A 14,332-nucleotide genomic window follows, 5' to 3' on the forward strand; every position below is an offset into this window, starting at 1 on the left:
CATGTCTCAGGCAACAATCAGCGCCGCGCAGAAGACCGCTCGCAAGGGACCGGAAATGTCGCGCATCATCCGCCCGCTTCTTGCGGCCGCCGCGGTTGCGCTTCTCGCAGGGTGCGCCACCAACCGTGACAGCGTCGTGGTCGGTTCCATTCCGGATGACTACCGCACCAACCATCCGATCGTCATCGCCGAAAAGAACCAGACGATCGACATTCCGGTCGGCAACACAGACCGCGGCATTTCCAGGGGGCAGGCGGAGACCTTTGTCGGCTATCTCAGCGAATATGACCGTCGCACCTCGCCTGCTCTGACCATCATGGCGCCATCAGGCGCTTCCAACGATATGGCCGCCACGACGGTCTCGCGCGAACTGATGCGCATAGCTGCCAAGAACGGCGTGCCGTCGAACCGTATTTCCATCGTCCGTTACCAGGCGGCCTATGCGGACGCGGCGTCGCCGATCCGCGTGACCTATACCGCCATGCGCGCCCAGACAGATCGCTGCGGCAGCTGGCCCGAGGACGTTTTGAACACGGCCGAGAACAAGCACTACGCCAATTTCGGTTGCTCGTATCAGAACAACCTTGCCGCTCAGCTCGCAAATCCGGCCGACCTGCTGGGGCCGCGCAAGCAGACAGCGATCGACGCCGAAAACCGTGGCGTGGTGATTGATGTCTATCGCAAGCGCGCGATCACAGGCGAATTCATCGACGCGTCGGAAGTGACTTATTGATCGTGCCAGTTACGGGAAGAACGGGAAAATGAGCAACCTGGCCTACGATTCCCAGTCCGAGAATGCGGAGCTGTCGCAGCAGGATATGGCTGTGATGCAGGCGCTTCGGCCTGTGCCGCGTATTTCGATCCAGGCATTCTGCGAAACCGAAAGCGTTTCCGGGCCCATAGAAAGAGCTGGCGAAGACCGGCGCATGGCCAAGGCCCATCTGCAGGTGCACATGGGCGGCATCGAGACGGCTATCGACGTCTATCGCAGCTCGCCGACGCCGAACCTGATCATTCTCGAATCGCGCCGTGAGCCCAAGGGCCTGCTCGACGCGCTGTATCAGTTCTCCGAGTTCTGCGACCCGACCACGAAGGTCGTCGTGATCGGTCATTACAACGACGTGGCGCTGTATCGCGAGTTGATCCGCTCGGGCGTCTCCGAATATGTCGTGGCGCCGATGTCGACCGCCGACATTGTCAGCGTCATCTCCTCCATCTTCGTCGACCCCGAAGCCGAGCCGATCGGCCGCTCGATCGCTTTCGTCGGCGCCAAGGGCGGTGTCGGTTCCTCGACCATTGCCCACAATGTCGCCTGGGCGATGTCGAGCCTGTTCAAGTCGGAAGTCGTCGTCGCCGATCTGGACCTGGCCTTCGGCACTGCCAACATCAACTTCGACCAGGATCCCGCGCAGGGTATCGCCGAGGCCGTGTTCGCGCCCGAGCGCGTGGACGAAGTCTATCTCGACCGCCTGCTGGCGCAGTGCGCGGAGCACCTGTCTCTGCTTGCGGCCCCGTCGACGCTCGAGCGGGTCTACGATTTCGATCCCGAGGCCTTCTCGCCGATCATCGATGTCGCCCAGCGCACGACGCCGCTGCTGGTGCTCGATGTTCCCCATATCTGGAGCGGGTGGAGCAAGACCACGCTCGTCAGGGCCGACGAGGTGGTGATCACCGCGACGCCGGAGCTGACCAACCTGCGCAACACCAAGAACCTTGTCGACATGCTCAAGCGCCTGCGGCCGAACGATCCACCGCCGCGCCTCATCCTCAACCAGGCCGGCATGCCCAAGCGCCCGGAGATATCGGCAGCCGATTTTGCCGAACCGCTCGGCATCGTTCCGATGTCGGTGATCCCCTTTGACCCGCTGCTGTTCGGCAATGCTGCCAACAATGGCCGCATGATCGGCGAAATGGATGCCAAGAGCCCGGTCACGCAGATGATCAACGAGATCGCACATGTGCTGACCGGACGTTCGGAAGCAAAGGTCAAGAAGCAGACCGGATTGGGTGGAGTTCTCGCTCGGCTCAAGTCCCGCAAGAAGTGATGCCGTCAGGCGGAGGTAGCAGGCGATCATGTTTGGCAAGAGAGGAAATGACGACGGCGGCCGTTCGGCACCGAGTTTCCGTCCGCTTGCGACGCAGCCGTCGCCCGCCGCACCACCCGCCGACACCCTGGCAGCGCCGCGCCCCGCTGCACCTGCGCCGGCAGCGCCCGTCGCCGCTCCACGTCGCATGGTCGAGTCCACGCCGGCTTTCGCACACGAGCCACGCAAGCCTCAGCGCGAGCGCAGCGACAATTATTACGATACCAAGAGCCAGGTTTTCTCGGCGCTGATCGACACTATCGATCTGTCGCAACTCGCCAAACTTGATCCCGACAGTGCGCGTGAAGAAATCCGTGACATCGTCAACGACATCATCGCCATCAAGAACTTCGCGATGTCGATCGCCGAGCAGGAGGAGCTGCTCGAGGACATCTGCAACGACGTGCTGGGTTACGGTCCGCTCGAGCCGCTGCTGGCGCGCGACGAGATCGCCGACATCATGGTGAACGGCGCCAAGAACGTCTACATCGAAGTCAACGGCAAGGTCGAGCAGACCAACATCCGCTTCCGCGACAATCAGCAGTTGCTCAACATCTGCCAGCGCATCGTCAGCCAGGTCGGCCGTCGCGTCGATGAATCCTCGCCGATCTGCGATGCGCGCCTGCCTGACGGCTCCCGCGTCAATGTCATCGCTCCGCCGCTGTCGATCGACGGTACGGCGCTCACCATCCGCAAGTTCAAGAAGGACAAGCTGACACTCGACCAGTTGGTCAAGTTCGGCGCCATCTCGCCGCAGGGGGCGGAGGTGCTGAAGATCATTGGACGCGTCCGCTGCAACATCGTCATTTCAGGCGGTACCGGTTCGGGCAAGACGACGCTGCTCAACTGCCTGACCAACTATATCGATCGCGAAGAGCGCATCATCACCTGCGAGGACTCGGCCGAACTGCAGCTGCAGCAGCCGCATGTCGTGCGTCTTGAAACGCGTCCGCCCAACCTTGAAGGCGAGGGCGAGGTGACAATGCGCGACCTCGTCAAGAACTGCCTGCGCATGCGTCCCGAACGCATCATCGTCGGCGAGGTGCGCGGACCTGAGGTCTTCGATCTGCTGCAAGCGATGAATACCGGCCACGACGGCTCGATGGGCACGATCCACTCCAACAGCCCGCGTGAATGCCTGAACCGCATCGAATCGATGATCGCCATGGGCGGCTTTTCGCTGCCGCAGAAGACCGTGCGCGAGATCATCGTCGGCTCCGTCGACGTGATCATCCAGGCTGCCCGCCTCCGTGACGGCTCGCGCCGTATCACCCACATCACCGAGGTGATCGGTATGGAAGGTGATGTCATCATCACCCAGGATCTCGTCCTCTACAACATCAAGGGCGAGGACCAGAGCGGTCGCCTGTTGGGGCACCACGTCTCCACCGGCATCGGCCGCCCGCATTTCTGGGAGCGTGCTCGCTACTATGGCGAGGAATCGCGGTTGGCGACGGCGTTGGAAGCCATGGAGAAAGGAGCTGCCTGACATGCGGGAGTCCGATCTCAGGCACGCGGGGAGCTAGTCCATCATGTTCGGGCTCGACCCCACGATGCTGCTTTTCATCGTCCTCGCCGGCCTGAGCGCCGGGCTGGTCGCCTATGCGTTCCTGTACAGGCGCATTGAGAGCGAGAGCAACACCGAGCGCCGGCTGTCGACCATTCGCCAGGCCGAGACCGACCGTTCGGTGGTCAGGGCCTCGCGTGATCGCACCGCCGAAATAGCCAAGCGCCGCAAGTCCGTCCAGGACTCCCTCAAGGAGCTTGAGGAGAAGCAGAAGGCCAAGGATCGCAACATCAGGAAGCCTCCGATTAAGGTGCAGATCCGCCAGGCCGGCCTTCAGGTGACCATGGAGCGTTTCTACATCTACTCGGCTGTGGCAGGCGTTGCTGTAACTGCCCTGCTGTTTATCCTCGGTGCGCCGTTGATCCTGCTGCCGGGCGGCCTGCTTGTCGGTGCGGTCGGCCTGCCGCGCTGGTTTGTCGCCTTCCATCGCAATCGTCGGGTCAAACAGTTCCTCGAAGAGTTTCCCAATGCCCTCGACATCATCGTGCGCGCGGTGAAGTCCGGCCTTCCGCTGAATGACGGTATCCGCCTGATCGCGTCGGAATCGCCGGAGCCAGTGCGCGGAGAATTCCGGCGCATGGTCGAGGCTCAGCAAGTGGGCGTTTCGATCCCGGATGCCGCTTTGCGCATGACAGAGACCATGCCGTGCCCCGAAGCGGGTTTCTTCGGCATCGTCATCCAGATCCAGGCCCAGGCCGGTGGCAATCTCTCCGAGGCGCTGGGCAACTTGTCGCGCGTGTTGCGTGATCGCAAGAAGATGAAGGCCAAGGTCCAGGCGCTTTCGATGGAAGCGAAGGCCTCAGCTGCGATCATCGGCGCCTTGCCGATCATCGTCGCGACCCTCGTCTATCTGTCGAGCCCCAACTACATCATGCCCCTGTTCGTCACGAGCACGGGCCATCTTATCCTGGGCATCTCCGGCATCTGGATGTCGATCGGCATCTTTGTCATGCGCAAGATGATGAATTTCGAGGTCTAGCGGGAATGACCGATCAAGTCGTCAAGGCGCTCACCGATCCGTCATTCCTGATCGCATTGCTGGTCGGCATCGCGGTGTTCGCAACCGTTTTCACTGCCATGCCGTCGCTTATGGGCAATCCGCTCAAGGCGCGCATGAAGGCCGTGGCGCTCGAACGCGAAGAACTGCGTGCCAAGCAGCGTGTTCGCTTTGCGGCTGAATCCGACCGCAGGCAACGCGGCCTCCGCGAGCAGCAATCGATCAAGATGCGTTCTATCGTCGAGCGGCTGGACCTGCGTCGCGCACTTGTCGACGAAGGCACGCTCAACAAGCTGAAGGTAGCGGGCTTCCGCGGCCAGAACCCCCTGACGCGTTTTCTGTTTTTCCGCCTGGTGTTGCCCATTGTCGGCTTTGCGTTCGGCTTGGTCTACGTGTTCCTGCTCGGCGGTGTCGCGGACAAACCGCTGTTCATGAAGCTGTTTGTCTGCATCCTGATGGCCTATGTCGGCTTCTACCTGCCGGTGCTCTACGTCTCCAATCGGGCCACCAAGCGCAAGCAGTCGATCCAGCAGGCCTGGCCCGACGCGCTCGACCTGATGCTGATCTGCGTCGAATCTGGCATGTCGGTCGAGGCGGCGCTGCGCAAGGTTGCCGACGAGATCGGCTCCCAATCGGTCGATCTCGCCGAAGAGTTCGTGCTCACCAATGCCGAGCTATCTTATCTCAGCGAACGCCGCATTGCCTATGAAAACCTTGCGTCCCGGACCGGCCTGGACACCGTGAAATCAGTCACCCAGGCGCTGGTGCAGGCGGAGCGCTACGGCACACCGGTCGCCCAGGCATTGCGCGTGCTTGCAAGCGAAAGCCGCGACATGCGCATGACAGCGGCCGAGAAGAAGGCGGCCGCGCTGCCGCCGAAGCTCACCGTGCCGATGATCCTGTTCTTCCTGCCGGTGCTGTTCGCCATCATTCTGGGGCCGGCCGGCATCCAGATCAGCCAGCGCGGTCTCTTCGGCGACCAGCCGCACGCCAGCAGTGAGTAGGGCGACTGCTATTTGAGGAATGAAAAAACCGCGTCGGTCGACGCGGCTTTTTTTTTGATTCGGTCGCTGTCCTTAGGGTCAGTTCTTCTTCGACTTGCCTTCGGACTTGATCTGGTTCCAGGCATTCTGCTGCGACAGCATCGAACGAAGATAGGCTACGTTGGCCTGGGCCTGTTCGGGCGAAAGCTCCTGGCCGGCGATCTGTTCGGCCTCGTCGAAACGGCCCTGCAGTCCCACAGCCAGCGCGAGGTTCTGGCGAACGCGGCTGTCGGCGCCGGGCTGCGAGACAGCCGAACGCAGGTAGGTTTCTGCCGATTTCAGGTCGCCCTCGAGCACATAGGACATGCCGAGATTGGACAGGATCGAAGGTTCGTTCGGCTGCAGGTCGAGCGCCTTGCGGTAGAGATTGCGGGCTTCCTGCGTCTGGCCGAGCTGGTCGAGGATGGCGGCCTCCGCCGAGACCAGCTTCCAGTCGGGATATTCAGGGGTCTGGGCGCGGCGCACGGCGCTGAGCGCCGGCTGGAGTTCGCCCGATGCTGCCAGTGCCTTGCCATAGGCGGCGAGCACGTCCCGATCCTTGGGATAGCCGATGGCGAGCTTGCGCATCACTGCCAGCGACTGGTCGGTCTGGCCCTTGACCTGAAGGGCGGTTGCGTATTGCAGGGCAACCGGCTTGTTGTTGGGATCGCTGGCATATTTGCGCCCAAGCTCGGTGGAGGAGCCGGGCAGCGAACCGGTCGACATCTGGTCGACTGCGGCGCCCGAGCGCGAGATCGAGCCGGTGGTCATCTTGCTGGTGCCGCAACCGGCGACGCCCGCCATCAACAGCGTCACGAAGGCCGCTCTCGCAAGGCGTTTTCCCGTTGCGTTCATCGAGCGATTGGTCAACATCGGAGCTAGCTCTCCATTCGTCCGCGGCCGTTCGCCGGCCATCTTCCCGCCTTGGAGAAATAATCTGTTAACCCTAACGGATGGTTAAGGGCGTCCTGATGTGACGTGACATCCGACAGCGAAGGATAAGGAAATGCCGGTCGAACTTCTCGATGCCAAGCCAGACGATGCCCTGCCAATCCACCTGGTGGCCAAGGATGGCCTGGAGCAGGCCGGGTTGCAGCCGGCCATACGTGCCTGGGCCGAAGCCAATGGCTTTGCCGGCGAGGCGGGCAAGGTTCTTGCCGTGCCCGGGGTGGACGGCAATCTGGCCGGCGCGCTGTTCGGTACCGGCAAGGACGAGAACGGCCTTGGCTTCGGCGCGCTCGCCCGCGGCTTGCCTGTGGCCAACTGGCACTTTGCCCGGCAGCCGGCCCATCCGGAACTCGCCGCTCTCGGTACGGTCCTCGGCGGTTATGTCTTCACCCGCTACGGCAAGAAGCCGGGCAGGGAACTCGGCCTTTCGGTGCCTGAAGGTGTCGACAGTGCGCGGCTGAAGCGGCTCGTCGATGCAGTTTTTCTCGTTCGCGATCTGGTCAACACGCCGACCAACGACATGGGGCCGTCCGAGCTCGAGGGTGCTGTCAGGGCGCTGGCGCAGCAGCATGGCGGGCAGGTTGCGGTCACGCTCGGCGATGATCTGCTTCGCCAGAATTTCCCGATGATCCACGCCGTCGGCCGCGCTTCCGCCGATGCGCCGCGCCTGATCGACCTGACCTGGGGGGCTGAGGATGCGCCGAAGGTGACGCTGGTCGGCAAGGGCGTGTGCTTCGACACCGGCGGCCTCGACATCAAGCCGGCGTCCAGCATGCTTTTGATGAAGAAGGACATGGGCGGTGCTGCCAATGTCCTCGGCCTCGCCGCGATGATCATGGGCGCGAAACTGAAGGTTCGGCTCCGAGTACTGATCCCGGCCGTCGAGAACTCGATCTCTGCCAATGCGTTCCGTCCCGGAGACGTGCTCCAGAGCCGCAAGGGGCTGACGGTCGAAATCGGCAATACCGACGCCGAGGGACGTCTCGTGCTGGCCGATGCGCTCACACTCGCCGACGAGGAGCAGCCGCATCTGCTGGTCGACATGGCAACGCTGACCGGGGCCGCGCGCGTCGCACTCGGACCGGACTTGCCGCCGTTCTACACCGACGATGAGGCCTTGGCGGCAGAACTGGCTGCGGCATCACTCGCCGTCGAGGACCCTATCTGGCGCATGCCCTTGTGGAAGCCCTACGACGCCAAACTGTCGTCCAAGGTGGCTGACATGAACAATGTCACCACTGACGGTTTCGCCGGCTCGATCACAGCGGCGATGTTCCTCAAGCGCTTCGTCGACAAGACGTCGTCCTGGGCCCATTTCGACATCTTTGCCTGGAACCCGACCGATCGGCCTTACGGTCCCGTTGGCGGCGAGGCGCAGGCCATCCGTGCCTTGGAGAAGGTCATTTCGGCGCGCTTCGGCTGATCGTTCGGCGGGGCGGGGGCTCATACCTTCGCCCTGCCATCGTCTCAAAATCTTCTTGAATGAAACGGAACCGAAACAGATTGTGTGGATGCTGGCGGAATGCCGATCGCGTTGCGCCCGAGCCAGTCGCTGAAACTGCTGCAGCAGTTTGCCTTGTCCGAGGTGCGTGACGACGCGCCCGACCTGACGTTGCGCCAGATGGCGATCCTGTTGACCATCTATCTCGAACCGCCGCCGCACACGGTGCGCGGGCTTGCCGCCAAGCTGAACGTCAGCAAGCCCGTCATCACCCGCGCTCTCGACACTATGGGCGCGCTCAAGCTGGTGTCGCGCCACCGCGACGAGCTCGACAAGCGCAACGTGCTGATCAGGCGCACGGTAGAAGGCGCGCTCTATGTTGAGCGTTTGGGCGATGCTATCATCGCCAAAGCACTGGAGCTTCCGATTTGACCATCCACGACAGCCGCCTTCACGCCTTCCGCCCCGACCTTGCCGATGCTCGCCTTGAGGGGCAGGTTGCAGCCCAGCGCTTCGTCGCCGGCCGACCGGCACGCATTACGGCCTCCGTCGCCGATGTCCGCAAGGCCGGGCGCCCCGATTCGGGTCTCAACACGCAGTTGCTTCACGGCGACGACGTTCTGGTGTTCGACGAGGCCGAAGGGTTCGCATGGCTACAGGCTGAGCGCGACGGTTATGTCGGCTATGTCTCATCGGCCGATCTCGCGCCCCGCACGTTCGAGCCGACGCATCTGGTGACGGCGCTCCGGACCTTCGTCTATCCGGGACCCGATATGAAGTTCCCGCGCGGCGGCCAGCTGTCGATCGGGTCGCGCGTCGCTGTCACCGGTTTTGCCGAGACTCGCGGCACGAGCTACGGCATCCTGCCGTCTGGCGAGGCGATCGTGCTCCAGCATCTGGCGCCGCTGGGAACCACCGCCGACGATTTCGTTGCGGTCGCCGAACGCCTCATCGACACACCTTATCTGTGGGGCGGCTTCAGCGCCTTCGGCATCGACTGCTCGGGCCTCGTCCAGCTGTCGATGCGCATGGCCGGCAACAACGTGCTGCGCGATTCGGACATGCAGGAAGCGTCGCTCGGCACGCTGGTCGACGCCGGTCCTGATTTCTCGCGTCTGGAGCGCGGTGACCTCGTCTTCTGGAAGGGCCATGTCGCCATCATGACCGACACGGAAAACATGATTCACGCCAACGGCCACACCATGACCGTCGCCCGCGAGGGCCTGCGCGCTGCCATCGACCGTATCGGCTATCTCTATGGCGGGCCGACAGGTTTCAGGCGACCATGACTGCTTTCCACTCCCCGTGTACGGGGAGAGGATGCCGGCAGGCAGCTGAGGGGCGGCGCAAGCCTTAGAAGCCTGGTACAGCCCCTCATCCGGCCCTTTGGGCCACCTTTTTCCCGTAAACGGGGAGAAGAAAATTCGCCTCAGTACCCCGCCGCGCGGTCGACCAGGTTTTCCAGGGGGGCGCCGCGTTCAAAGGCGTCCATCTGCTTGAGCATTGGCCCGACGAGATGCGCCGGGTCAGACGTCGCGGCTGCGTGCGGCGTCACATAGACCTTGGGATGTCCCCAGAGCGGGCTGGTCTTGGGCAGGGGTTCGACCTCGAACACGTCGAGGCTCGCTTCCTTCAGCGTGCCGTCGTCGAGTGCGCGCAATATGTCGGCGTCGTGCTGCAGCTTGCCACGGCCAGCATTGATGAGCACGGAGCCGCCGAGCCCGTTGCGCCGGCGCAGTTCCTTGAGCAGCCCGTAATTGACCATGCCCTTGGTCGTGTCGGTTAGAGGCAGCAGCACGACAAGGATGTCGGTGGCGTTGAGGAACGGCACCAGCCCGACATCGCCGGCGAAGGTGGTGACACCTGCGACATCCTGCGGCCTGCGGCTCCAGCCATTGACGCGGAAGCCGATGGCGCTGAGCGCGTTGGCGGCGGCGCGGCCAAGATTGCCCAGCCCCATGATGCCGACGGAGATGTCCTCGGCCGGCCGCTGCGGTGGCTCGTGCCAGACCTTCTTGGTCTGCTGTGCCCGGTAGAGCTGGCCCTGGCGATGATGGTCTAGCACCCGCCACAGCACATATTCGACCATGTGCTGGGTCAAATTGTCGGCGACGACGCGGACGATCGGCACGTCTGGCAGGGTCGTGTCGGCGAAGACATGGTCGACGCCGGCGCCGATCGAGAAGATGGCCTTGAGGTTCGGCAGCTTGGCCAGCAGGCCGGGCCGCTGCTTCCAGACGACCGCATATTCGATGCTGGGATCGGCCTCGCCATTTGGTTCGAGCACCACTTCGCGCTCTTCCGACAGCATCTCGTACCAGCGCTGCGGGCTGAAACCGGTGATTGCGAGAAGTATCTTGCCCTTGGCTGCCATGCTGCTGTCCTGAATGCCCTGCTATTCGCTGACCACGCCCGACGGCGCTGTTTCGATCTTGAACGCCGCCGAGATCAGCGCCCTAGTGTAATCGGTTTGCGGGCGCTCGAAAATCTGCTCGGACGTGCCCGTTTCCACAACCTTGCCGTTGCGCATGACGATGACCTCGTTGGCCAGCGCGCGCACGACCTTGAGATCGTGGCTGATGAACAGATAGGCGAGGTCATGCTTGGCCTGCAGGTTGCGCAGAAGATCGACCACCTGCGCCTGCACGCTCATGTCGAGCGCCGACGTCGGTTCGTCCAGCATGACGAAGCGCGGCTTGAGCACCATGGCGCGGGCTATGGCTATGCGCTGGCGCTGGCCGCCGGAGAATTCATGCGGGTAGCGGAAGCGCGTCTCGGGATCCAGGCCGACCTCGCGCAGCACGTCGACGACCGCCTTGTCGCGCGCCGCGGCGTTGAGGCCGGGCTCGTGGATCTTAAGGCCTTCCTCGATGATGTCGGCTACGGCCATGCGTGGGCTGAGCGAGCCGAACGGGTCCTGGAAGACGATCTGGAGCTCGCGCCGGAGCGGCCGCATGGCGTTGAAACTGAGCTTGTCGATCTCGCGGCCGTTGAAGTCGATCTTGCCTTGCGACGAGATCATCCGCGCCAGTGCGAGGCCGAGCGTGGTCTTGCCCGAGCCGGATTCGCCGACGACGCCGACTGTCTGGCCGGCGCGGACCGCGATGTCGATGCCGTCGACGGCCTTCACATGGTCGACCGTCTTGCGGAAGAAGCCCTGCTTGATCGGGAACCAGACCTTTACGTCGGAGCCGGACATGACCGTCAGCGCCCCGGCATTCGTCTCCGGCGGCTTGCCCTTCGGTTCGGCCGCCAGAAGGTGCTTGGTGTAGCTGTGCTGCGGGTGGGCGAAGATCTCCTTCGTTGGACCCGTTTCCACGATCTTGCCGCGCGTCATCACGCAGACGCGGTCGGCAATGCGGCGGACGATGCCGAGGTCGTGGGTGATGAACAGCATCGACATGCCCTTGCGGGCCTTGAGCTTGGCGAGCAGTTCGAGGATCTGTGCCTGCACGGTGACGTCGAGCGCCGTCGTCGGTTCGTCGGCGATCAGAAGCTCCGGCTCGTTGGCGAGCGCCATCGCGATCATCACGCGCTGGCGCTGCCCGCCCGAAAGCTGATGCGGGAAGGCCTCGAGTCGCTTCCTGGGGTCGCGGATGCCGACCTCTTCGAGCAGTTCGAGCGTGCGGGCCTTCGCCTGCTTGTCGCCCATACCCTGGTGCAGGGACAACACTTCGACGATCTGCCGCTCGATGGTGTGCAGCGGATTGAGCGAGGTCATCGGCTCCTGGAAGATCATGGTGATCTTGTTGCCGCGCACCTTGCGCAACGCATTCTCGTTCAGGGCGAGCAGATCCTGGCCGCCAAACATGATGCGGCCAGATGGGTGGCTCGCAGGCGGGTAGGGCAGCAGCTTCAGCACCGAAAGTGCGGAGACCGATTTGCCCGAGCCGGATTCGCCGACCAGCGCCACGGTCTCGCCCTTGGCGATGTCGAACGAGATGTTGTCGACGGCGACAGTCGTCGTACCGCCCTGGGCGAAGGCGACTGTCAGGTCCTGGACGGAAAGGAGAGGGGACATACTCACTTGAATGTCTTCCTCGGATCGAAGGCGTCGCGCACCGCTTCACCGGCAAAGATGAGCAGCGACAGCATCAGCGAGATGACCACGAAGCCTGACAGGCCGAGCCACGGTGCATTGAGGTTGCGCTGCCCCTGCTTGAGCAACTCGCCGAGCGAGGCCGAACCGGGCGGCAGGCCGAAGCCGAGGAAATCGAGCGAGGTCAGCGTCGAGATAGAGCCGTTGAGGATGAAGGGCAGGAAGGTCAACGTCGCCACCATCGCGTTGGGCAGAAGGTGGCGGAGCATGATCGTCCGGTTGGGTACGCCGAGCGCGCGCGCCGCATTCACATATTCGAAGTTGCGGGCGCGCAGGAATTCGGCGCGCACCACGCCCACCAGCGCCACCCAGGAGAATATCAGCATCAGTCCGAGCAGGATGAAGAAGCCCGGTGGTAGGATGGCGGACACGATCAGCAGCAGATAGAGCACTGGGATCGCCGACCAGATTTCGATGAAGCGTTGGAACAGAAGGTCCGTCCAGCCGCCAAAATAGCCCTGCATGGCACCGGCCGTCACGCCGACCATCGCCGAGCCCAGCGTCAGCGTCAGGCCGAACAGCACCGAGATGCGGAAGCCATAGATGACGCGGGCCAGCACGTCGCGGGCCTGGTCGTCCGTGCCGAGCCAGTTCCAGTTGCCGACGGTGCAGTTGGGGTCGTCCACGCCCTGCGTGTAGCGCTGGCAGCGCACCTCCTTGGGGTACAGCCAGGATGGCTTTGCCGGTGCTGCCTCGGGAATCTCGTTGTTGGTGGTACGGTAGGAATATCGGATCGGCGGCCATATCGCCCAGCCATCGGCAGATATCGCCTCCTGCACCACGGCCATGCGGTAGTCGGTGATCGGCAGGAAGCCGTCGGCGCCGAGGAACGTCTCCTCCGGATAATCGCTGACGATGGGCGAGAAGAATTCGCCCTTGAAGCGGATCAGAAGCGGCCGGTCGTTGGCAATGAGTTCCGAGAACAGCGACAGCACGAACAGGACGAGGAAGATCCACAGCGACCAGTAGCCGCGCTTGTTGGCCTTGAAACTGTGCCAGCGACGCTTGTTGAGCGGTGAGAGCCAGGCCCGCTTTGCCGGCGGTGTCATCGTGTCGGTCGCGGACATCAGACGTCCCTCCGCTCGAAGTCGATGCGGGGATCGATCCAGGTATAGGTGAGGTCAGAGATCAGGCTGACGAACAGGCCCATCAGGGAGAAGATGTAGAGATTGGCGAAGACGACAGGATAATCGCGGTCGAGCACCGAGCGGAAGCCGAGCAGACCGAGGCCGTCGAGCGAGAAGATGTTTTCGATCAAAAGCGAGCCGGTGAAGAAGGCCGAGATGAAGGCGCCCGGAAAGCCGGCGATCACGATCAGCATCGCGTTGCGGAACACGTGGCCGTAAAGCACTTGCCGCTCGGACAGGCCTTTGGCGCGGGCGGTGACGACATATTGCTTGCGGATTTCGTCGAGGAACGAATTCTTGGTCAGAAGCGTCGTGGTGGCAAAGGCCGACAGCACGAGTGCGGTGAGCGGCAGCGTGACGTGCCAGAGATAGTCGAGGATCTTGCCGCCCAGCGACAGCTGGCTGAAGTTCTCCGACGTCAGGCCGCGCAGCGGGAACCAGTCGAAGAACGAGCCGCCGGCAAACAGCACCATCAACAGGATGGCAAACAGGAAGGCGGGGATGGCGTAGCCGACGATGACGACGCCGCTGGTCCAGATGTCGAAGGTGGAACCGTCCTTCACCGCCTTGCGGATGCCGAGCGGAATCGAGATCAGGTAGGACAACAGCGTGATCCAGATGCCGAGCGAGATCGACACCGGCATCTTCTCCAGGATCAGGTCGATCACCGAGATGTCGCGGAAGTAGCTGTCGCCGAAATCGAAGCGGATGTAGTTCCACATCATCATGCCGAAGCGTTCGAGCGGCGGCTTGTCGAAGCCGAACTGCTTTTCGAGCTTGGCGATGAATTCGGGGTCCAGCCCCTGCGCGCCGCGATACTTGGACGTGGTCTCGCCGCCGGCAACGTCGAAATTGGTGTGGCCGCCGACGTCGCCGCCGCCACCCGACAGACGGTCGCCGGCGTCGCCGCCCTGGCCGGTCAGCTTGGCGATGACCTGTTCGACCGGTCCGCCGGGCGCGAACTGGATGACGGCGAACGAGATTGCCATGATGCCGATCAGCGTCGGGATCATCAGAAGGATGCGCCGGAGGATATAGGCGCCCATC

The 14,332-nt window shown here is 63.1% G+C and carries 13 protein-coding genes; 8 read left to right on the top strand and 5 right to left on the bottom strand.

Annotation, left to right across the window (positions count from 1 at the left end; translation table 11 throughout):
* The first annotated feature begins 1 nt into the window (after nucleotide 1).
* From NDO48_RS14575 to NDO48_RS14595, 5 genes are read left to right on the top strand one after another with little or no spacing between them, the layout of a single operon-like run.
* Nucleotides 2-733: a CpaD family pilus assembly protein gene (locus NDO48_RS14575; RefSeq protein WP_267321686.1), complete on the top strand. Its 732-nt coding sequence runs from the start codon at nucleotides 2-4 to the stop codon at nucleotides 731-733.
* Between the two features lie 28 nt (nucleotides 734-761).
* The gene (locus NDO48_RS14580) at nucleotides 762-2,045 is read left to right on the top strand and encodes an AAA family ATPase (protein WP_018426234.1); all 1,284 of its coding nucleotides are present in this window, start codon (nucleotides 762-764) and stop codon (nucleotides 2,043-2,045) included.
* Nucleotides 2,046-2,073: 28 nt separating this feature from the next.
* A complete protein-coding gene (locus tag NDO48_RS14585; RefSeq protein WP_018426235.1) occupies nucleotides 2,074-3,573 on the top strand; it encodes a CpaF family protein in 1,500 nt (499 codons plus the stop codon).
* Between the two features lie 43 nt (nucleotides 3,574-3,616).
* Nucleotides 3,617-4,630, top strand: a complete 1,014-nt coding sequence (locus tag NDO48_RS14590; protein ID WP_018426236.1) for a type II secretion system F family protein — start codon at nucleotides 3,617-3,619, stop codon at nucleotides 4,628-4,630.
* Nucleotides 4,631-4,635: 5 nt separating this feature from the next.
* On the top strand, nucleotides 4,636-5,652 hold the full coding sequence (locus NDO48_RS14595) for a type II secretion system F family protein (RefSeq protein ID WP_018426237.1): 1,017 nt from the start codon (nucleotides 4,636-4,638) through the stop codon (nucleotides 5,650-5,652).
* A 78-nt stretch (nucleotides 5,653-5,730) separates the two neighbouring features.
* Here the strand turns inward: NDO48_RS14595 and NDO48_RS14600 are convergent, their stop codons facing one another.
* Nucleotides 5,731-6,543 carry a tetratricopeptide repeat protein gene (locus NDO48_RS14600; RefSeq protein ID WP_018426238.1) on the bottom strand — a complete coding sequence of 271 codons (813 nt, stop codon included), beginning with the start codon at nucleotides 6,541-6,543 and terminating at the stop codon, nucleotides 5,731-5,733.
* Nucleotides 6,544-6,676: 133 nt separating this feature from the next.
* Between NDO48_RS14600 and NDO48_RS14605 the strand changes: the two genes are divergently transcribed.
* From NDO48_RS14605 to NDO48_RS14615, 3 genes are all read left to right on the top strand, one after another.
* Nucleotides 6,677-8,041 carry a leucyl aminopeptidase family protein gene (locus NDO48_RS14605; protein WP_267321687.1) on the top strand — a complete coding sequence of 455 codons (1,365 nt, stop codon included), beginning with the start codon at nucleotides 6,677-6,679 and terminating at the stop codon, nucleotides 8,039-8,041.
* Between the two features lie 99 nt (nucleotides 8,042-8,140).
* The gene (locus NDO48_RS14610; protein WP_018426240.1) at nucleotides 8,141-8,491 is read left to right on the top strand and encodes a MarR family transcriptional regulator; all 351 of its coding nucleotides are present in this window, start codon (nucleotides 8,141-8,143) and stop codon (nucleotides 8,489-8,491) included.
* Entirely contained in the window at nucleotides 8,488-9,348 is an 861-nt protein-coding gene (locus NDO48_RS14615) for an NlpC/P60 family protein (RefSeq protein WP_267321688.1), read from the top strand. Before NDO48_RS14610 ends, NDO48_RS14615 begins: the two co-directional genes overlap by 4 nt.
* Before the next feature lie 140 nt (nucleotides 9,349-9,488).
* On the opposite strand, the gene NDO48_RS14620 is transcribed toward NDO48_RS14615, so the two are convergent.
* Genes NDO48_RS14620 through NDO48_RS14635 form a run of 4 tightly spaced genes read right to left on the bottom strand, consistent with a single transcriptional unit; the run spans nucleotide 9,489 to nucleotide 14,331 of the window.
* Nucleotides 9,489-10,433, bottom strand: coding sequence for a 2-hydroxyacid dehydrogenase (locus NDO48_RS14620; protein ID WP_267321689.1), 945 nt, complete (start codon nucleotides 10,431-10,433; stop codon nucleotides 9,489-9,491).
* A gap of 21 nt (nucleotides 10,434-10,454) precedes the next feature.
* A complete protein-coding gene (locus NDO48_RS14625) occupies nucleotides 10,455-12,086 on the bottom strand; it encodes an ABC transporter ATP-binding protein (protein ID WP_267321690.1) in 1,632 nt (543 codons plus the stop codon).
* Nucleotides 12,083-13,225: an ABC transporter permease gene (locus tag NDO48_RS14630; RefSeq protein WP_267321691.1), complete on the bottom strand. Its 1,143-nt coding sequence runs from the start codon at nucleotides 13,223-13,225 to the stop codon at nucleotides 12,083-12,085. Before NDO48_RS14630 ends, NDO48_RS14625 begins: the two co-directional genes overlap by 4 nt.
* Nucleotides 13,225-14,331 (bottom strand): microcin C ABC transporter permease YejB, encoded by a 1,107-nt coding sequence (locus NDO48_RS14635; RefSeq protein WP_018426245.1) that lies wholly within the window; start codon nucleotides 14,329-14,331, stop codon nucleotides 13,225-13,227. Before NDO48_RS14635 ends, NDO48_RS14630 begins: the two co-directional genes overlap by 1 nt.
* Nucleotide 14,332 lies beyond the last annotated feature (1 nt).

The organism is Aminobacter sp. MET-1, from assembly GCF_026521175.1.
Classification (GTDB): Bacteria; Pseudomonadota; Alphaproteobacteria; order Rhizobiales; family Rhizobiaceae; genus Aminobacter.

Bases quoted from the DNA above. Each gene is read 5' to 3' on its own strand.
- NDO48_RS14605 (WP_267321687.1), top strand. From the start codon at position 6,677: ATGCCGGTCGAACTTCTCGATGCCAAGCCAGACGATGCCCTGCCAATC.
- NDO48_RS14600 (WP_018426238.1), bottom strand. From the start codon at position 6,543: ATGTTGACCAATCGCTCGATGAACGCAACGGGAAAACGCCTTGCGAGA.
- NDO48_RS14630 (WP_267321691.1), bottom strand. From the start codon at position 13,225: ATGTCCGCGACCGACACGATGACACCGCCGGCAAAGCGGGCCTGGCTC.
- NDO48_RS14580 (WP_018426234.1), top strand. From the start codon at position 762: ATGAGCAACCTGGCCTACGATTCCCAGTCCGAGAATGCGGAGCTGTCG.
- NDO48_RS14610 (WP_018426240.1), top strand. From the start codon at position 8,141: ATGCCGATCGCGTTGCGCCCGAGCCAGTCGCTGAAACTGCTGCAGCAG.
- NDO48_RS14590 (WP_018426236.1), top strand. From the start codon at position 3,617: ATGTTCGGGCTCGACCCCACGATGCTGCTTTTCATCGTCCTCGCCGGC.
- NDO48_RS14585 (WP_018426235.1), top strand. From the start codon at position 2,074: ATGTTTGGCAAGAGAGGAAATGACGACGGCGGCCGTTCGGCACCGAGT.
- NDO48_RS14635 (WP_018426245.1), bottom strand. From the start codon at position 14,331: ATGGGCGCCTATATCCTCCGGCGCATCCTTCTGATGATCCCGACGCTG.
- NDO48_RS14575 (WP_267321686.1), top strand. From the start codon at position 2: ATGTCTCAGGCAACAATCAGCGCCGCGCAGAAGACCGCTCGCAAGGGA.
- NDO48_RS14620 (WP_267321689.1), bottom strand. From the start codon at position 10,433: ATGGCAGCCAAGGGCAAGATACTTCTCGCAATCACCGGTTTCAGCCCG.
- NDO48_RS14595 (WP_018426237.1), top strand. From the start codon at position 4,636: ATGACCGATCAAGTCGTCAAGGCGCTCACCGATCCGTCATTCCTGATC.